We start from the raw sequence: 20,941 nt of genomic DNA on the forward strand, positions 1-20,941 counted from the left end.
TTTTTTTATTAAAATGTAAGTTTAACTCCAAAAGTGTAAAGTGCAGATACTGGGTATCTAGATACATCTAGCCCTCTCCTTGCTACATTGCTACCTCCTACTTCTGGATCATACCCTTTATAATTAGTAATTGTAATTGGGTTTTGCCCAGTTACATATAAGCGTAATCTAGAAATACCAATTTTATCAGAAACATCCTGTGGAAGCGTATACCCTAAAGTGATTAACTTTAGACGCAAATAGTCTCCTTTTTCTAACCAGTAATCTGTAGTACCAACATAATTATTAGAACCACTTTTAGAATTCCCTTGATATAATGGAATATTAGATGTTGGATTATTTGGAGTCCACATATTAACCAAATCTTGATGCCTACCGTTACTATATGTTGCAGCTCTTGTTCCATTTAAAATTTCTGAACCAACAGTACCAAACCAATTCATAGACATATCAAAGTTTTTGTACATCCAGTTTAAATTAAACCCAATTTCAAAATCTGGTAAAGCACTTCCTTTATAGCTTCTATCTGCTACGGAAATATCGCCATCTCCATTTGTATCTACATAAATTAAATCTCCTAATTGGGCATTAGATCTAGAATTAAACTGTCTATACTCATCTAAAGTTTCCTGGTCCTGTATAACTCCATTTGTTTCATATAAAAAGAAAGAACCTACTTCATAACCTTCTGCCAAAACACTTACTGCCGATGCTCCATCTCCAGAAATTAGTGTAGAATTAGAGTTATATATTAAGTCTGCTCCAGCCATTTTTGTAATTTCATTTTCATTTTTAGAAAATGTAGCGTTCATACTTAATTTACTCTTACCAATATCTGTTCTATATGTTGCTGCAAGTTCAAAGCCTCTATTTTGCATATCTCCAACATTTAAGGTTAAGTTATTATCATAATACGCTCCTGAAGAACCAGGTAAAGTAACCGGAAATAACATATCCTCTTTCTGGGTATCATAATAATCTGCGGTTATAGTTAATTTGTTATTAAAGAACCCTAGATCAACCCCAATGTTTTTAGATACAGATGTTTCCCATTTAACATTTGAGTTTGCATAGGATAAAACTGCTGTACCAAAGTTTACGTTTCCATCGTTTTCATCAAAAATATAATCTCTACTTTGTTCTATAGTACTTGCATACTCATAATCAGGAAAACTATCATTTCCTATTTCTCCATAACTAGCTCTAATTTTAAAGGCGTTAAAAATAGGGTCTAAAGACTCCCAAAATTTTTCATCAGATACATTCCAACCTGCAGAAACAGAAGGAAAAACACCCCATCTATTACCTGGTGCAAATTTTGAAGATCCATCTCTACGAATTACACCTTGTAAAAGATACTTTCCTTTATAATCATACCTAACTCTTCCTAACATACCAATTAATGATCTTTTGTAGTTATCTAATTCATTATATGCATCTGGATTTACAGTTGTACCATTTAATATCTCTATATTATTATTAGCAACACCTTGCTTATATGCAGTAAAGTTTTCAAAACTATCTTCATCTAAAGACAAAGTTGTAAGTGCATTTACATTATGATTACCAAACTTTTTGCTATAGTTAAGACTACCATCCCAAGAAAACTTAGTAGTTCTTGTTGTATTATTTAGCACCCAACTTTTGGTAGGGTCTACTTCACTAGAATTGTCTGTAATATCAATTACTTCATACCTAGGAACAAACTCATTCCTTATGTTATGCACAATTGCAGTACCAACTCTTGACGTAAAACTCAAAGATTCTGTTAAGTCTCTACTAACACTTAAACTACCGTTAATACGATCACTATTTCTATTATCTTTTTTCTTAAGTGCTGATGCTAAAATATTTAAAGGCGTTGTAACACCTCCACTACCGTTAGTAAAAACGACATCTGAATCTGGATCTACTTCTGGAAAATACGGAGCATACCTTTGCGCATTTACAATTAAGCCTTCACTAGTTACCCTACGATCTTCTAAAGAAAACGCAATACTCCCATTAATTCTCCAATGATCAGAAGTATAACTTGTACTAGCACGAGCATTATACCTCTTAAACCCTGAATTTATTAGAGTTCCTTCTTGATTAAAATAACCAACAACAGCATTATAAGAAAAGTCTTTTGAACCTCCTGTTATATTTAAATTATGCTGTGTAGTAGCTGCATTATCCACTAAAACATAATCATCAAATTTATTATCATTATTTAACCACTCTGGATTGTTTACTGGCCCTGGATCAAAATTATTAACTGTATAGTCAAATACATTTAAATTAAAAAATAATTGATCCTGGGTATTCATTAAAGGAACTCCTTCCCCTAATCTTTGTATTCCATAAGAAGTATCAAAAGTAACAGAGACTTTCCCTTCTTTTCCTTTTTTAGTTGTAATTAATATTACACCTGCCGCACCACGAGTACCGTATACAGCTGTAGAAGCAGCATCTTTTAATACATCTATTGTTTCAATTTCATTAGGACTTAACCTAGGATCTCCATTTTGTGGAATACCATCTACAACAAATAATGGTGTATTTGTACCACTTAAAGAAGTAATACCTCTAATTTGTATACTTGATGATTCTCCAGGAGCACCACTACCAGAAACAACACTAACACCAGCAATTTGTCCTTGTAATGTAGATGCTAAATCTGAACTTACAAAATTTTCTATAGCTTCTGCTTTTACCTGAGCAACAGCACCTGTTAATTCTTTTTTCTTTACAGTACCATATCCAATTACAACTACCTCTTCCAATTCTGAAGCATCAACCTCTATGTTTACGTTTATAGTTGTCTTACCGTTTATTGCAACCGTTTTTCTCTTGTATCCTATATAAGAAAAGTTTAGGCTACCTGAAGTATTAGACACTTTTATACTATAATTCCCATCAAAATCTGTTACCACTCCATTATTGGTTCCTTTTTCAACAACATTAGCCCCTGGAAGTGGCAACCCGTCTTCGGCACTTAAAACAGTACCATTAATAATAGTTTCTTGCGCCTGTAAATTATTTACTCCTAATAAAAGAAGTATAATAAGTAACAATGCTCCTTTATGCCTTGTTACCAAGCTATTCATATTCTTTTTTATTTTCATTTAGTTAGTTTTTATTGTTATTTGTTTTAGTAAAACAATAGACTACTTTACTCCTTTAATTATCCTATGTTTGTTAGGAAGTAGTGCTATTTTTTAAGGTACTTTTTGTTACTCCTTTCTTTCATTACAATGTTTCTCATTAGTTTAAGTTTAGTTTATTTTTTTATAGAAAATATGCTATTACATTCTGTCTCTATGTTGAAACAAAATGTATTTATCTACTGATGATTTTTTAACATAAATTTCACTTTATAAAATTTGAGTTTTTATAAAATAAAATTGTATACACTAGTAAATAAAATGTATTTAGTAGTAAATAATAGCCCTAAATAGAATGCAAAATTCTGATTATAAGCATTTTAAATAAATATGTCTTACTGTTGAAAAACAATAAAAAAGAATACTAGAAAGTATGTAGAGGAAATAAAAATTAACAATAATTAACATTTAACAGGAGCATTTAAGAACAAACATTTTTTTTATGCTTGTTTTAATACATTACGATAGCAGTCTAGAATCTATTTTTGGTAATTAGGGTTTAAAATTGGCATTTGCGCATTAACTTTATGCAACCAATTTTCTAAAGCCAGCTGTAGCTCTTCTTTCTTATCTATATATAACGTGCATAAATTGTTATTTTCACCAATATCTTGCCTAAGGTTATACAGTTCATAGATATTATTCTCATAAAGGTGAATTAGCTTCCAATCCCCTTTACGAATAGCACTATAAGGGCTAGCTCCTTGTTTATGATAATGTGGGTAATGCCAATATATGGCTTCTCTTTTTATGTTTTCATCATTCTTCATGAGAGCCACAAGATTCTCCCCTTCTAAATCTTTTTTAATTATATCTGGTATTTTAACCCCTGTTAAATGCAATAAAGTTGGGTAATAGTCTAACGAAATCATAGGAACTTCACTAACTGTATTAGCTTTAGTAACACCCGGAGCTACTATAATATTTGGCACTCTTACACCACCTTCATATATCTGCCCTTTACCACCTCTTAAAGGATAATTATTTGTTATTTTAATAGCTTCTTTCCCTACTAAACCTCCGTTATCCGAAGTAAAAACTATAATTGTATTTTTTAACAAATCATTTTCTTTTAATTGCTGCATTACTTTACCAACTGCATCATCCATATGCTCTACCATAGCGGCGTATTCAGGATTTGTTTGCTTTTTATTAGGATCTACTAGAGTTTTGTACTTTTTTATTTTCTCTTTTTTTGCTTGTATAGGTTTGTGTACATTGTAAAACCAAAAATTCAAGAAAAAAGGAGTATTCTTATTATTATCTATAAAAGAACAGGCTTCTTGGGTTAACCTTTCTGTTAAATGTTCTCCAGGAATACCATCTTCTAATCTGGGATTACCATAAGGAGAAAAATAACCATTAAAGCCTAACTTTTTATTTCTATTTGGAGAACCCTTTGCCCAGCCTCCAACGTTAACATTAAACCCATTATTTTCTGGCCAGTATTTTTCTTTTTCTCCTAAATGCCATTTTCCAAAATGCCCCGTAACATAACCAGCATCTTTAAAAGCTTCTGCTATTGTATACTCTGTGGTATCCATATACATAGTCCACTCTGGAGACTTAAGCTTTTTATACGGTGCTTTAAACCCTTCTATCCAATCGGTACATCTAATTCTTGCAGGATATTTCCCGGTCATTATACTTGCTCTTGTTGGGGAACATACCGTACATGCAGCATAACCATTAATAAATTTTACTCCTAATGTTGCTAACTTGTCTATATTAGGCGTTTGGTAAAAATCACTCCCAAAGCAAGAAATATCTGAATACCCTAAATCATCAACCAAAAAGAAAACAACATTTGGTTTTTGTTTGTCTTTTATTCCATTTTCAGGAACATGTTTACAGGAGAAAAAAAGAGTTATTAAAAATATTACTGTTACTATGTTATTTTTCATTCTTAATTTATCTTTATTAATAACGTAATATTTAAGTTCCAAAAAATTATAATCGCTTTTCTAATTCTCTTTTTAACTTGGTAACTATCTCTAAATTCTCTTTTGCTATATTATTCTTTTCTAGTGGATCTAATACATGATCATATAACTCATAACCACCTTTTTTATGAACTACAAGTCTATACTTTTGGGTACGTATTGTATTTCCTGTAGAATTATAACCAATAGCAGTATGCCCCTTTTTACTATAATTTTCAAGTATCGATTTTAAAGACCTCCCTTTAACAAATGGAGGAGTTTCTACAGCTGTTAAATCACATAATGTAGGAAATACATCTATAGTTTCTACTATAGCATTAGTACTTATACCTTTCTTTTTTAATCCTGGATATGATATTATTAATGGAGAGCGTAACCCTTCTTCAAATAAATTATGTTTACCCCAAATAGCATGCTCTCCTAAATTCCAACCATGATCTCCCCACAAAACTATAATCGTATTTTTATCTGCTCCTATTTCATTTAATTTGTTCAAAATTTTGCCTACTTGTGCATCTGCATAACTAACACAGGCCGCATAATGCTTTCTAACCTCCAAGGCAAATTGTTTATCTACATTAGGGTCTTTACCCCAACGATTATATTTCATAAATTCTCCAGATTTATGCCATGTAGAAATTCCGTTTGGTTTCTCCGTATTTAATATTTTTGGTAGCGTAACTCCATCATATAAATCCATATATTTTTTGGGAGCTCCAAAAGGTAAATGTGGTTTTATTAATCCTACAGCAAGAAAAAATGGTTTCTTGTTTTTACTCGTTAACGTATCTAACTGATTAATTGCTTCCTTTGTAATATGTCCGTCTGGATATATAGTATCTGGCCCTTCCATAGTTTGAAACAAATCCATATCTCCTGCATTTTTTCTAATCTCACCGTTGGCTAAACCATGCATAGCTCCTCTAGGATGTTGCCACTCTGCTATAGGCATTATATGTTTATCCCACGCATTAGGCATTTCTATTACATTATCATCATTCCAATTTTTTCCTCCTCTTCCACCTGGATGGTGAGACACTTTACCAACTGATACTGTAGTATATCCATTTTTTTTAAACCATTCTGGCATACTTGGCTTTATGGTTATATTACTACCTCTTCCTTTTTCTGCTCTTAAAAAAAGAGCATTATTTTTTGGAGGACCATATATTCCCGTTAATAACGTATACCTAGAAGGGCCACAGCTTGGTGCATTAACATAATGGTTTTGAAAAGCTCTGCCCGCTTTTGCTAGTTTATCTATATTAGGTGATTTTATATAGGAAGCTCCAAAAGAAGCTAATTCTGGACGTAAATCATCTACACATATTAGTAATATATTTGGTTTCTCTACTTGTGCAATAATGGTTTGAATTGTTAAGAAAATTACGAATACCAAAAAGATACTTTTGTACTTACTCATCTTATCTATTTTTAACTTCGAAAAAATTGAAAAACCTTTATTTGTTATGTTTTATCACAATAAAGGTTTTTCAATTTTATTTTTTTAAGTAATGTAGATTATTCTATTAATTCCCAAGAACGCACCCAATTATAGGTTGTTGTTCTATCTGCTTTAGAGCCTGACATTCCTCCATCAGCTGGTACTGGATTCCAATCATATGTTTCTACAACCATTCTTAAATGCATTGGTATATTAAAATCTGCTGGTGGAGTCACTTTCTTCATTAGTTTTCCATCTAAGAAAAATAATATCTCCTCTTTATTTTTCCACCAAACTCCATATACATGAAAATCGTCATAAACTTTACCTCCGGCATCTCCTCCTCCTTTATTAGAACCTTTTTTGTAATTACAACCTTCTGGAATATTTCTACTATGGGTATTTGAATTCATTGATTCGTCAAATTTTTTCATCCATTCGGCTTTATTTACAATTTGACCTACACATTCTTGAATATCTAATTCTGTTGTTCTTTTGTCGCACCCCTCTAGACCTTTACCTTCATTAATTAACCAAAATGTTGAAGACATAAATGTTTTATTTGCTTTCATTTCGCACTCATAATACCCATACTTCATACCGTTTCTAGAACCAACATAGCCACCACCATGTGTAAATGTTTTTCCATTTTTAACAACATCTTTTTCCATTTTGGTAGTTGTAATTTCTAATGCACCGTTTTTAACCTTTACATTTTCAGGAAGAAATAAACCTGGAGCTCTACCTATCCATCCTTGACCAGATATTTGCCATTTTTTTTCGTCTACTTTTTTGCCATTAAACTCATCAGACATTTCTTTTATTAATTTCCATTTAGTTCCATCGGGTTTTGGATCTTCTCCTTTTTTAAATTGTGGAGCATTTTGAGCGAATAATACATTCGACATTCCTATTAATATTACAAAAAATGTTTGCTTTAGAATCGTAAATACAAGTTGCATAGAATAATTTTTTAATTGGTTTAATTGCTATTTTCTAAATTAAATACTATTTAACACACGTCAAAGCTCAAAAACCATTTGTATTGGTTTTAAGAACTACAATGCTCTTTTTTGATACATTAACTAACATTCTATACAATTACTTGTTAACCAAATTATGCGTTATATTTTTATATTGGTTATTTAAATCCTGCAAACTCAATATTCATAAAACGGAAAAGACCGCAAGAAACCTTTAATTTTAGTTGTCCTGAAGCATCAGGTTTAAACTCTTCTCCACTTAATAAGTCTGTTACTTTTATTGGTCTTATGTCATTAAATTGAATAACAACTTCCCTATCATCTGGATTTAAATACCCTCCATCAATAAGAGTTAATCGTAATTTTTTGGACGATGATTGTGCCGCAACCCAAGCAACCTCTCCAGAAACAGTAATAGGAATTTTGGTTGCATTCTTTTTAATCTCATTTTCTACTATACTGTAATACTCATTAGCCTTAAAAGTTTGTTTTCCATCGGCAGAATAATAATTTCTTCCATCGGTATAAAACTCCTTCATTATATTTTTATAAATAGGATGTAAATGCGAGGTTAACTTTCCTCTTTTTGCTTTTTTATCTGCAAAAACTCCTTCTTGTGGTGGGGTTAATAAAACCAATCCGTTAGTATAGGTTGGTAAAAAATTAAGTCTACGGTCTTTTACTCCGCCTGCATATTTTGAAAAATCCCAATCTGTAACTGGCGCACCTGGCCAAGAACCATTTAAATGACTAAAAACTAAAGGGTTATTCTTCTCCTTTTCTTCATTATAAAAAGTAGTCCATTTGGTATTACTACTTTCTTCTAGGAAATAATCATCTGGTGGCAACATGCTTAAATGTACTGGAGAAAAACTTACAATCTCGGAACGCTCAGGAACATACAAAACTCCTTTTGCTATTAGTTCCCATAAAAGACTCATATACTCTTGATCTACATTAAAATTATCTAAATACTGAGCGCCATTTGATACATGATAAATCATATTTCGCAGAAAATGGTTAGGTAACATTTGGTGCGAATGTTGCCTTAAACGATCTAAACTAGGGTTATCTCTTGCACATCTAGAACCCCAACTATCTGTTGCGCCACTTGCCCAAATTCCTAAACGACCCGCTATACTTAAATCCATAGATTTATCTGTTGTCTCTTCCATTGCTGGAATAAAAACATCTGAAAATTCTCCAGAAACCAATTTAGACCATGTTGGCAAATAAACATTTGCATACCAAAAAGCATGTTTTGTTCGCACATAAATATTCCCATTTGTTTCTCTTGCATGTTTTGCTAAAGGATAAAAATAATCTTCCATTACATAATTAAAGTTATCGGAATGATCCTCTAACTCTGGAAAAACAAGAACGGTTTTTTTTCCTTGAGCAGCATTCAATACTTTCTTTGTGGTACTTAATTGATACATGTATGGATCATTCCCATGCCCGCCCCAATAAGCAATACCAGGAGCTCCTTTATATTTAGAAGTTATTTTTTTTACAATCTGATCTTGAGAAAGAATGTATTTCATTCTCCTATCTCTACGTTCCCTATACCTTTCATTTTTAATAGAAGAACGATCCCATTTTTCTTTATTGCTATTTGCTCTATTTAAAAATACTGGGCTATTGTAGTTTTTCTTAATATTATTTACCAATCCTTTTATAGGTTCTGGAATACTCTCAGACATTAAATAAACTGGCAAAGGACTTCGTTCTTCTTCTGGACTTTTAAAATCTTTTAATTGCTCTCTTACTTCTTTGGTATTCGCTAGTATCTTTTTTACTTTTCCTTTTGGTTCTAAATTTTCATAGGCCTGTTTCCAATTTTTATCCTTCAAGTTTATAACATATATCTCACTTCCGCCACTTTGAATACTCGCTAATACAATATTCCCTTCATTATCCTTCCACATATCATTAAAAGAATAATTAGAAACTAAAACCTCTGTTTTTTCTAGACTAAAATCTAATGGAACCATTAAAATTCTTGAACCAAAAAGAACAAAGAAACTTTTATGTCCATTATCTAATACTATTTCTGGTTGTGTTACCCGATAACCAAATCTGTCTATCTTTTTTTTAACAGCATTAATATCAAACAACCTTTGTTCCTCTTTATCTAAATTAACATGTAAGACGCTGGATTCCTGAATCATAGTACTAGAGCCTGCAATAATTTCTTGATTTCCATCTTTCTCTACATCCACCACTTTTAATTCTCCTAACAATCTTTTCCCTTGTAAGTCTATTGTTTTAAAAGGCATATCCTCTAAAGGATTAAATAAATACAAAGATCCCCTAGCCTGGATAGCCATGCTATGATTAATACCTTGCACCGCTAAAATCTCTTTTCCATTTGCTTTTTTAACCGTTCGTATAAAATTTGAAATATGACAATTACCTTTTGGAACTTCTTTAGGATAAGCCCCCCAAGGTTTTTCCTTAGAATAATCATAAGATGATATAGTTTTCACGAGACTACCTATGCTAGATAAATAGTAAATATTTTTATCATATCCGCCACAAACAACATAAGTGTTTGTTCCTTTGCTAATAGTTGTAACAGCATACATTGGTGCATTGTTTTTTCTAAATTCCCAAAGTAACCTTCCCTTAGTATTCATACAGTAAATAGTACCATCTGCATTGGCTGCAAAAATTTCATCGTTTCCGTCATTCGTAACATCTGCACACCAAATATCATGGTTCATAAAACCTGATAATTTATTCTCCCATAGTCGTTTACCTTCATAAGAAACAGCAATAATGGTTCCTTCATAACTACTTCCTATAATATAGTTTTTTCCATTATTTTGTGCGGTACGAACCTTTGAAATGGTTAAGCCAGTTTCCAATTGTAGTATTGGTTTTGATTCTTTTGTTTGAAAACTATATACTTTTCCAAAAAAAACAATAGCGACTAAAGCTAAACTTATGACTCTTTTCATTTCTAATTTTTTAATTGAATTTTTATTAATAAGCTACATCAATAAATCTCATGGAACCTGCTGGTACTTTTACCTTTACTTTATTCCCTGTTATGATTATGTTTTTATTCTTTAAAATATCTTTTACAGTATTGGGTTTCTTATTTTGAAAAGTAATAGTTACTTCTCTTTCCTGAGGATCTAAATAGCCTGGGTCTAAAAGAATAATTCTAGTATGTTTTTTATCTAACTTAATAGCACTCCAAGCTGCTCCAGAAACTAGTATCGGAAGTTTAGACGCTCCTTTTTCTACCGTATTTTTTATAATAGTACCATATTCTAAAGCTGACTTTTTCTCTTGATTTACATAACCATATTTACCATCACTTATAGTAAAAGGTATTTGTTCTTTTTTTAACTGTTTGCTATATTCTATAGGAGTAATTGGGACCATACCATTGGGCATTATCGGCAAATAATTTGTCCATCTATACGCTACTCCTAATGCAGTACTAGAATAATCATGTGCCGGAATACTTGTACCTGCCCAATGCATTTGGGTTACAGAAAACACAGCATTATCATCCCCATTTTTATATTGCTTTAAATTATGATGGTTGTCTACGGAATGAATCAGTTTTTCATCTGCATTTTTTATTAAATGCCATGATCCTATAGATAAAATATCTTCTTTCTCTACTACTGGTAAAACTCCCGATTTCATTAAAGCATATAACACATTCATACCTGGCTCTTCCAGAAATAATCCGCTAAAATTTATTCCAACTCTTGCTCCATAAGCTGCCATAAGAACACCTTGCCTTAAAAAAGGAGAAACAGAACGCTGCCCTCCAGGACTATATGGCCTCCAACTTGTTGGATTGTCATCTATTAATCGCATGGCAAAATCATCTATATAACCCGCAGAATGCATACCTACTCTCCCTGCTAAATTTACATCTTGCGTTCTTGAACTTGTGTCTTCAGATGCCGGAACTAAAATATCTTTATAATCGCCAGAGAAGAACATTTCTTTCCAAGGAGATAAATGACTGGTTAATGCCCAAAACATATTTTTGTATCTAAAATAAAGTTTTGCCTTCCCGTTTTTTCGAAGCGCTATTGCTAAACGCGGCATATAATCTTTTATAAAATGAATCACTCTTGGGTCCTCTACATTATCCATTTCTGCATATATAAAACCATAACATGTATTAGGTGCAACTTTTAGCACTTCTTCTAAAGTTTCTATTCTAGTATAAAAAGGATCATTTCCATGACCTGCCCAAAGAACAAATGGTTCGTTTTTAGCTTCTTTTTGTTTGGCTTTTTCTATAATTTCTTGTCTAGAAAGGTTATATTTTTTTCGCTTGTCTTTTTTTAAGGCTACTTCTCCCATTATTTTCACCAAATCATCTCTACTCGTATTTTCTGACCATGCGCCTTTATTTTCAATAAAAACAATTGTATTACCATTAAGCTCTTTTACCTCTTCTGGAATTTTATTCCCAGTAATCATCATCCAAGGTTTATCTGTTTTTTTTTGATAGGAAGGCATTTTAAAATTAAGTGCATCTTGGTACAGCTCGTTAATATTAGAACTTACTTTCTCCATTCTACCAATTCTCTTAGGGTGCTTAGTGTACCAATTTGGATTTTTAAGAGAGAAAGTATAAACATCATTACCCCCTCCTAAACTACCAACAGTATACAGTTTGCTATTCTTAGAGTCTAGTACTAAATCACTATAAGTAGCTGACTTATATTTTTGCCCAATTTTCTTAATTAAATTACCTTTTAAATCGCATATGTATAATATACTCCCAATTCTAAAAACAATCTCCTCTTTATATGGTAATAAGCTTGTTCCTTGGGCATGGGCATACCTCTGCGTATCCTTATTATCTGCTATATATTTTGCTAAAACATTAAAATTACCATCTAATCCCATAAAAAAACCTTTCCAAGAAACATCTCCAAAAAACAGAATATCGTCTTTTCCATCTTTGTTAATATCCGCAACATTAATTTCTGTAATCATTGCCTTAGATAAATGTGTTAGACTTTTTTCTCTTATAGAAACTTTGCTAATTACTTCTTTAGAATCTGGATTAACAAAACCCATAAATTCCCATCTAAATTTATCATGCGCGTAGGTCATAACAAACAAGCATTGTTCTCCTTTTTTAATAAAATTACCAGATTCTATTTTCCTAACTACTCCATTAATTTTTGTTTCTGAGACTAACTCCCCTTTTGTATTTAGCTCGTACAATTTATAATCATTACCGCCTGCAAAAATTTGAATCTCACCTTTATTTTTAACTACAGCAACCTCATTAAACCTTAGCTTATGGCCAGGATTAAATTTCCACAATAATTTTCCAGAAGCGTCATAGGCATAAATATGTCCATCGCCACTTGCCGCTAATAAATCCTGATTATCGTCCCCATTTATATCTGCCGCAACAATTTTAAACATAACTGCGGGAGTGGAACTTTCTTTACTCCAAAGTTTTTTCCCAGTTATGGTATATGCCGAAAGTGCTCCATCTAATTCTGATAGATATAGAATACTTTCTCCGTTAACTAATGCACTAACTCCATTTCTTAATCCGTTACCTTCTGTAACAAAATCTTGCGCTTTTACCATTATCGACAAAAACAATAACAGAAAACAATTCACATATTTAACCCTACTCCAACTCATATAATTCTCTTTTACTTCAAATTTTTACTTAGTGATATAACCTTGCTTATTTTTTAAACCAGGCTCGTCATACTTTTCTAATTGTTTCAATAATTCTGTCTGCATCATCTTAGCTATCTCTTTGTATTCTTTATGGTTATAAAAGTTCACTAACTCATCTGGATCTACTTCCAAATCAAACAAATAAGGCTTTTCCTTTTTATCTAAAACCAACTTATATCTATTATTAACAGCAGAAACCCACCAACCTCCAGACTTAGCGAAATACGTAATCCTATCTGAAGTGATATTCATTTTACTATTTAAAAAATCTTCTGAAGTATCTAAACCATGAAAATTAGCATTACTCTTTACATCCATAATACTAAGAATAGTAGGTGTAAAATCTACATTAGTATATGCAGTATTAATTACTTTTTTTGGTTTAATTTTATCTGGATAACGAATTACAAAAGGAATTCTGGATGAAGCCTCATAAGGCACTCCTTTATTGCGCCTGTTATGTTCAAAAAACATATCGCCGTGATCCGATGTAAAAACAACAATAGTATTCTCTGTTAAATTGTTTTTTTCTAAAAATTCTAGAATACGTCCAACACTATCGTCTATATGGCTTACCATTCCAAAATACTGACGCAAAGCAATGTTATTAAACTTTTTACCTTCATTCTTGTCTTTTTCGTTGCCTTTAGCCCATAATGGTTTAATTGCTGTGTATTCTGGAGCCATTGTTTTTGGAGCTTTAACATCCATATTTTCATACATGGTATTATAAGGTGGTTTTGCATAATCTGGCGTATGTGGATCCGGAATAGAAAGCATTATCGCAAATGGCTTTGTTTTGTCTCTTTCTAAAATTTCCAAGGTTTTATCTGTGAAATAATCGGTTAAATGAATAACCTCTTCTTTAGGCAGTTTTGCTGCAACTTTTTCGTTTATACCTTTTACCCCATTTTTTGTTAATTGAAAATAAGGTGCATGACCACCACGCATCATATACCTATTATCCTCAAAGCCTGCTTTGTAGGGTATATTAAAAGAATATTTCTCATGCCCTGCTAAATGCCATTTTCCAACATAAGAAGTTGCATACCCTTGATCTCTTAAAATAGTAGCAAAAGTTGGAATATCTTCCCGAATATGAAGTCCGTTTTTTGGAGCACCAGTTGCCTGCGGATACAAACCAGTAACCAAAGATGCGCGTGATGGTGTACATACCGGAGAAGAAGCATAATAACTAGTACAAATTGCTCCTTCTTTTGCTAACTTATCTATATTGGGTGTTGTAGAATTATTTCCCTTTCCCCATACAAAAGCCTGCTCTTCTGACAATAATTCTTGATAACAACTTAACGTTCTAAAGTTGTGCTCATCAGTATGAATAATTATCAAATTTGGTTTAGTGCTCTTTTTACTTGTTTTTTGAGCTGCACAATTAGTATTTAAGACTAATACCCCAATACAAAATATAGCTGTAATATTAATTTTCATATTTTTTATTTTGATGTGATTTTTATTAGTACTACTCCATGAGATGGAACATTTGCCGAAAATTTATCTTGATATAATCCTATATCTTTTTTTCGCCAAACATCATATATATTCTTAATCCCTTCAAGACCTGCCTTTTTCCAATCTAGAGTTATTATTTGGTCTTCTTTTTTAAGATTAAATAAACCAACCGCTTTTTCTCCATTAGAAAGTTCTTTTACTATAATTTCCAAATTCTCATCATGAAAAATTGTTTTCCCTGGAATTGCTATCTGGTCTTGATGTACCATTAAAACTTCTGAATTGGTTAGTAAATTCAGGGTAAAATCATCCAATGTTTCTATAGGGCAACCTATAAGCATTGGAGCTGCCCAAAGTGCCCAAAGTGAAACATGTGAATATTGCTCATTCGCCGTTAAACGAGATGGTTGTAATTTTCCTGCGCCATTTACATCACCAACAACAAGCATATCTGGATCCGGAAAATGTCCAGGCCCTCCAGCAAATCCGTTTTCCATCCATTCTCTATGTGCTACCCACTCATCCCTAATACTTTTATGACTTCCTTTACCATCCCAACGGTCTTTTAAATCTCCATACGTTCTAAAACAATTAACCTCTCTACCAAAAAGAGCAGCATGTTCTATTGGAGCTGTATTAGATAAAGAATATACTATATCTCTACCGCTATTTTTTAAAGCCTTTGCCATTCTTAACGTGCTAGCAGGCTCATTAGGATTCCAATCATATTTTAAATAATCTATACCCCATTTTGCCCATTGGGCAGCATCTTCTTCATCAAAAGTATGCTCTGCAACTCTAGTAAAAGTTCTTTTATTTCTGAGTTTTTTATCGTTCATAGATTGGTCCCAATACCCACTTTCCGAATCACTAGAACCACCAATATACCCTGCATATGTAGTAACCCATGGAGAAGAGTATATACCTACCTTTAAACCCATATCATGAATTTCATTACACATAGATTCCATATTGGGAAATTTTATAGAATCGGAAAGTATAGCATTAAATTCTCCTCCTCTATGCGATTGCCAAGCATCATCAATATTTATATAAGACCAACCATAGTTTTTTAATCCTTTATCTACCATTGCTTTTGCAGATGCTACTACATTTTCCTGAGTTACTTTTGGTCCCCAGCAGTTCCAACTATTCCATCCTAAAGGTGGAGTTAAGCATATGGTTTCTCCCACTACTATTTTAAACTCTTTTTTACTTTCTCCTAATTCATTTTTAGCTACAAATAATAGGTTATACTCCTTTTTAGTATTATCTAAAATAACACCACTTATAACACCAGTTTCTTTATTAATGGATAAGCCCTTTGGAAGATTTTCTGCATTAAATTCTATTGGTCGGTTTCCTGTAGCAGGAATTGTATATAAAAAAGGGGAACCTGGACGAACACCAAAAACACTTGGTCCATTTATTTTTGCTTTAGGTTCTTCTTTTGGAGTTAAAATATATTTTCCCTCTCCGTAGAACGGTTTATAAATATCCGTATTAACCGATGGACCACAAGCCGTTACAACTAAAAAAACTAGGGCTATTATTTTTTTCATATGTAGATTAATTATTTTAAAATTTCTTTTAACTCCTCTCTAAACTGTAGAATAACTTCTTTATTTATCGGGTTTCCTGCTATATTGGTCCATTCCATTGGATCTATTCTATGATCATATAATTCTTCAAAACCATTCGAATATCTTGTGTATCTATAGGTTTCATTTCTTAAAGAATGATTTCCTTCTTGTTTTGTTGTCAACGCAGCATGTTTCCATTCTCCATCTGGGTTTCTTAACAGTTTTTTAAAACTATGCCCATCTAGATCCTTTTTTTCCGGAAGTTCACACAAATTAATCAAAGTAGGATATACATCTAGTAAAGAAACTGTTCTTACGCTAGCACCTTTTTCTTTACTTCTTGGATCAAATACTAACAAAGGAGTTTTTGCAGACTCTTCCCATAAAGTTTGCTTAGACCAATGCTCTTTTTCACCTAAATGCCAACCATGATCTCCCATTAAGACAATGATGGTATTATGCTTATAACTACTTTTTTCTAGATTATCTAAAAGGTGTCCTACACAAGCATCTGCATATGCTAAATTTGCTAAATATGCTTTTACTGCAGATTTCCATTTATCATTTCTTAGTATTTCATTATGCAAATTAGAACCTGCCCAATTACCAGCAATTTTTCCAACATCCTGTAAATCGTTCTCTAAAACCTTAGGCAAGATTATATCTTCCTCCTTAAACAAATCAAAATATTTCTGTGGCGCATATAATGGTAAATGAGGTCTAAAAATACCACAGGCTGCAAAAAAAGGTTTATCATGCTCTTCTTTCAAATAAGAAACTATATAATCTGCAGATTTCCAATCGTGTGTTTCTTGATCTGCAATATGTACCCCTCCCCAATCAAAAGACCTTGTTTTACTTCCCTTTACACCAGCCCTTTTAAAATCTATACCATGAGTAAACCTATCTTCTGGATATTGTACACCTAAAGCTCCTTTATCTTCTTTTTGAAAAGAGCCAGGGTCACTCCCTGGTTTTGGTTTAACACCTTTTCCTCTTGGACTATGGAATATTTTACCCGCTGCTACGGTAGTGTACCCATTTTGTTCAAAATATTGTGGTAAGGTTACTGCATTTTTAAAACCTTTACTTTCTCTAAATCTTTCTATATTTCCGTAAACACCAGTTCTAGAAGGCAAATACCCTGTTAATAAACTAGTTCTAGAAGGATTGCATAAAGGTGCAGAACAATAGGCATTTTTAAAAATAACACTCTTACTTGCCAACGCATCTATATTAGGAGTTATAGCTTGTGGGTGACCACCAAATGCCCCTACCCAATCATTCATATCATCTACCATGATTAAAAGAACATTTGGTTTTTTTGTTTCTTTTTGCTGACTACTAACACAACTTGCCAAAGCAAAAAACATTAGTGCTGCTAGATTCTTAATTTTCATTTGTATATATTTTCTTTTTGCTAAGAAAACAAATACATTAAGTTTTTTTGTCTGTAGTAGTTTATGAATTGTATCTGTTAGAATATAAATGGATACCTTTTTGTAGTTCTTAGTACATAAGAAGTAAACTTTTAATTTTCTAACCCTAGTGACTATTAAAACCAAAAAAGCCAGAAAGTAAATTACTTTCTGGCTTTTGCATCTAATATTTATACGTATTAATTTACGTCTGGGTTTAAATAATTTGGATTTGTATTCCCCCCTGGATAAGGGGCATCTATAATCTCTCCAGCATCATTTCTTATTTCCTCGTTTGTTGGTACAAAATCCCCATCATCATCCGTATCTAAATAATCTGGCCCTCCATCATTATCGGTATCATCATTTCTTGGGTTTCCATCTTTACTAATATCTTCTTTCCATGTTGGCACCCCATCCCTATCATGGTCAGATTCTTCTACACGAAATAAATTCACTTTAAAAATTATTGGCGCATAAGCAACACCAGGCTGATTTCCTGCAAAATAAGCCAATCCAGAAGGTATAAAAATAATTCCCGCACCTGGATCTAGAATAGTGAAAGTTCCATCACCGTTCTCTTCTACCTCGCCACCTGCTTTTAAACCTGCAACACCTTTTCCAAAACCCCTTACAGTTGCAACCATATCAAACCAAACTGGTGCATCTGCACTATCAAAAATAGTATTGTCTATACGTCTTCCTTCATACGTTACAAAAGTAGAATCCATAGCAGTTGGTTGCACTCCTTGATCTCCATCCCCTTCATTAGCAACTATATAATACAACGTATGCTCAATGTCTATTTCATTTCCAGGTAAATTAAAATCTTCCGAACTTACCTTAATAGTTTCGCTCTTTAATTCTGGAGAATCAAATAACGAAGTTTTACCAGCGTTATCACCTTCTATTACACCAATTTTTATTTGGTAATCAAAACCATCGGGTTTATTCTCAAATTCTTCATAGTTATAAAAGTGTGTCTTTAAGTATTCTACAATTTCAGCGTCATCTTCAATAGCGACTTCGCTTAGTAATCTTGGTGGATCAACTGCATTATTATCGTCATTTTTACAAGACCATACAAAAACTACTAATACTACTAATATTAAAAACCTATTCATTTTCATTAAAAAATAATTTAAACGCCGAAGATACAATTTTCCCTTATTTTTGTGGAGTACGTTAACAAAGAATTTTAATTCAAAAATGCGGGTAGACAAATACTTATGGAGTATACGATACTTTAAAACCAGAAACATTGCAACCACTGCATGTAAAAAAGGGCATATTAAAGTAAATGACCAAGTAGTAAAACCTTCTAGGGAAGTATACCCTATGGACAAATTAATTGTTCGTAAAAATCAAATTAACTACGAACTCACGGTGCTAGACACTCCTAAAAGTCGTGTAGGAGCCAAATTGGTTGATATTTACAGAAAAGACACTACTCCTAAAGAAGCGTTTATTCATGACGAGATTTTGCAACATGCAAAAGATTATTATAGAAAAAAAGGAACGGGAAGACCTACCAAAAAAGATAGAAGAGAAATTGAAGATTACTTAGATGAATCTGAATAAAGAATTTTGGGAAAATAAATATGAGAACAAGGATACTGGTTGGGATATAGGTTATATTTCTACACCCTTAAAAACTTATATAGACCAGTTAGATAATAAGAATATTAAAATATTAATTCCTGGAGCTGGAAAAGGGTATGAACCTATTTATTTACATGAACAAGGTTTTAAAAATGTTTTTGTTGTAGATATAGCTAAGCAACCGTTAGATTTGATCCTTAAAAAATCTCCTAATTTTCCAAAAGAAAGATTATTACAAGAAGATTTTTTTAATCTAGAATTAAATGGGTTTGATTTAATTTTAGAACAAACTTTTTTTTGTGCAATTTCTCCTAAATTACGTCCAAATTATGTATCAAAAATGCATAGCTTATTAGCTAAAAAAGGGAAATTAGTTGGTCTTCTTTTTAACTTTCCAAAAACAGAAAAAGGACCTCCATTTGGTGGTAGTAAAAATGAATATGTAAAATTATTTAGTAATTTACTTACAATTAAAATACTCGAAAAAGCATCAAATTCTATTTTACCTAGAGCAGGTAAAGAACTCTTTTTTATCTTTGAGAAGTAAATTATAGCAGACTATGAAAAACACAATATTATCTCATAAACAAATACAACATAAAATAAAGCGTATTTCTTATCAAATTTTTGAGGCAAATGTGGATGAAAAAGAAATAATTATTGCTGGTATTGATGGTGTTGGTCTAAAGTTTGCGAAAAAAATTCAGACTATATTACGAAAAATAACGGATGCAGAAATTACGTTATGCAAAGTTACGATGGACAAAACAAACCCTTTAAAAAGTGGTGTAACTACTTCTATACCGGAAGATAAATACCTAAACAAATCTGTAGTATTAGTAGATGATGTTTTAAATTCAGGAACAACTTTAATTTATGGTGTACACCATTTTTTAAAAACTCCTTTAAAACAGTTAAAAACAGCTGTTTTAGTGAATAGGAACCACAAAAAATATCCTGTAAAGGCAGATTACAAAGGAATTTCTTTATCTACCTCTTTACAAGAACATGTAAATGTTACCCTAGAAGCTAATAATGATAGTGTTTTTTTAGACTAATAATGGCTTAATAGTTTCTACGGTTTGTTCTGGAGTTGCATTATCTGTATGTAAGGTATGATGTGCTTTGGAATAAAAGAAACTCCTTTCGAACATATGCTTTCCAATAAATTCTGGCATTTCCTCATCCTTAATATTTTTAATTAGCGGTCTATGCTCTTTCTCTAAAGAAAGACGTTTTACTAACTCATTAATGCCCACCTTTATATAAAATACATTTTTAGTTGCAGAAAGTATTGTGTTCATGTTTACACCATAACAAGGAGTACCGCCTCCCGTAGAAAGAACTATATTTTTTTCTTTATTTAAAATTTCTTCTAAATAAAAAAGTTCCTTTTTTCTAAAATAAATTTCCCCTTTTTCTTTAAAAATTTCTGGGATTGTTTTTTTTTCAGAATCTTCTATATAATTATCCAAATCTAAAAAAGAAAGGTTCATCTTTTTCGCAAGTAACTTACCTACAGTAGTTTTACCACTCCCCATATAGCCTACTAAAACAATTTTCATGCAGTATTTTTTTTTACAAAATTGAGCTAATTAATAATCAATTCAAAGAATTTTAAAATTTCTTTAAAATCTGCTTGCGAAATTAATTAAACG

14 protein-coding genes are annotated in these 20,941 nt (G+C 32.1%); 3 read left to right on the plus strand and 11 right to left on the minus strand.

Annotated elements, in window-relative coordinates:
- Positions 1-8: 8 nt before the first annotated feature.
- The 10 genes from Q0820_RS13150 to Q0820_RS13195 all read right to left on the minus strand — a co-directional run bounded on the left by Q0820_RS13150 (position 9) and on the right by Q0820_RS13195 (position 18,811).
- Complete coding sequence (locus tag Q0820_RS13150; protein ID WP_298488107.1) at positions 9-3,107, minus strand: TonB-dependent receptor; 3,099 nt, start codon at positions 3,105-3,107, stop codon at positions 9-11.
- Positions 3,108-3,625: 518 nt separating this feature from the next.
- Entirely contained in the window at positions 3,626-5,050 is a 1,425-nt protein-coding gene (locus Q0820_RS13155) for a sulfatase (RefSeq protein WP_298488108.1), read from the minus strand.
- A gap of 46 nt (positions 5,051-5,096) precedes the next feature.
- Positions 5,097-6,512 (minus strand): sulfatase, encoded by a 1,416-nt coding sequence (locus Q0820_RS13160; RefSeq protein WP_298488109.1) that lies wholly within the window; start codon positions 6,510-6,512, stop codon positions 5,097-5,099.
- Between the two features lie 98 nt (positions 6,513-6,610).
- A complete protein-coding gene (locus Q0820_RS13165; RefSeq protein WP_298488111.1) occupies positions 6,611-7,495 on the minus strand; it encodes a family 16 glycosylhydrolase in 885 nt (294 codons plus the stop codon).
- 179 nt (positions 7,496-7,674) lie between these two features.
- The gene (locus Q0820_RS13170; protein ID WP_298488113.1) at positions 7,675-10,479 is read right to left on the minus strand and encodes a WD40 repeat domain-containing protein; all 2,805 of its coding nucleotides are present in this window, start codon (positions 10,477-10,479) and stop codon (positions 7,675-7,677) included.
- 25 nt (positions 10,480-10,504) lie between these two features.
- Entirely contained in the window at positions 10,505-13,168 is a 2,664-nt protein-coding gene (locus Q0820_RS13175) for a hypothetical protein (protein WP_298488115.1), read from the minus strand.
- A gap of 24 nt (positions 13,169-13,192) precedes the next feature.
- Positions 13,193-14,659 carry a sulfatase gene (locus tag Q0820_RS13180; protein WP_298488116.1) on the minus strand — a complete coding sequence of 489 codons (1,467 nt, stop codon included), beginning with the start codon at positions 14,657-14,659 and terminating at the stop codon, positions 13,193-13,195.
- A gap of 5 nt (positions 14,660-14,664) precedes the next feature.
- A complete protein-coding gene (locus Q0820_RS13185; RefSeq protein WP_298488119.1) occupies positions 14,665-16,242 on the minus strand; it encodes a putative Ig domain-containing protein in 1,578 nt (525 codons plus the stop codon).
- Positions 16,243-16,253: 11 nt separating this feature from the next.
- Positions 16,254-17,663, minus strand: coding sequence for a sulfatase (locus Q0820_RS13190; protein ID WP_298488121.1), 1,410 nt, complete (start codon positions 17,661-17,663; stop codon positions 16,254-16,256).
- 218 nt (positions 17,664-17,881) lie between these two features.
- Positions 17,882-18,811 (minus strand): hypothetical protein, encoded by a 930-nt coding sequence (locus tag Q0820_RS13195; protein WP_298488123.1) that lies wholly within the window; start codon positions 18,809-18,811, stop codon positions 17,882-17,884.
- 79 nt (positions 18,812-18,890) lie between these two features.
- On the opposite strand from Q0820_RS13195, the gene Q0820_RS13200 reads away from it, so the two are divergent.
- The 3 genes from Q0820_RS13200 to Q0820_RS13210 are packed head-to-tail and all read left to right on the plus strand — an operon-like array spanning position 18,891 to position 20,341.
- Positions 18,891-19,262, plus strand: coding sequence for a S4 domain-containing protein (locus Q0820_RS13200; protein WP_298488125.1), 372 nt, complete (start codon positions 18,891-18,893; stop codon positions 19,260-19,262).
- Positions 19,249-19,830, plus strand: a complete 582-nt coding sequence (locus tag Q0820_RS13205) for a methyltransferase domain-containing protein (protein WP_298488127.1) — start codon at positions 19,249-19,251, stop codon at positions 19,828-19,830. The genes Q0820_RS13200 and Q0820_RS13205 overlap by 14 nt, the downstream gene beginning before the upstream one ends.
- 13 nt (positions 19,831-19,843) lie before the next feature.
- Positions 19,844-20,341 carry a phosphoribosyltransferase family protein gene (locus Q0820_RS13210; protein WP_298488129.1) on the plus strand — a complete coding sequence of 166 codons (498 nt, stop codon included), beginning with the start codon at positions 19,844-19,846 and terminating at the stop codon, positions 20,339-20,341.
- Here the strand turns inward: Q0820_RS13210 and Q0820_RS13215 are convergent.
- The gene (locus tag Q0820_RS13215; protein WP_298488131.1) at positions 20,333-20,848 is read right to left on the minus strand and encodes a shikimate kinase; all 516 of its coding nucleotides are present in this window, start codon (positions 20,846-20,848) and stop codon (positions 20,333-20,335) included. The two genes, Q0820_RS13210 and Q0820_RS13215, sit on opposite strands and share 9 nt — an antisense overlap.
- Positions 20,849-20,941 lie beyond the last annotated feature (93 nt).

Source organism: uncultured Maribacter sp. (genome assembly GCF_947495965.1).
In the GTDB taxonomy this organism is placed as follows: domain Bacteria; phylum Bacteroidota; class Bacteroidia; order Flavobacteriales; family Flavobacteriaceae; genus Maribacter_B.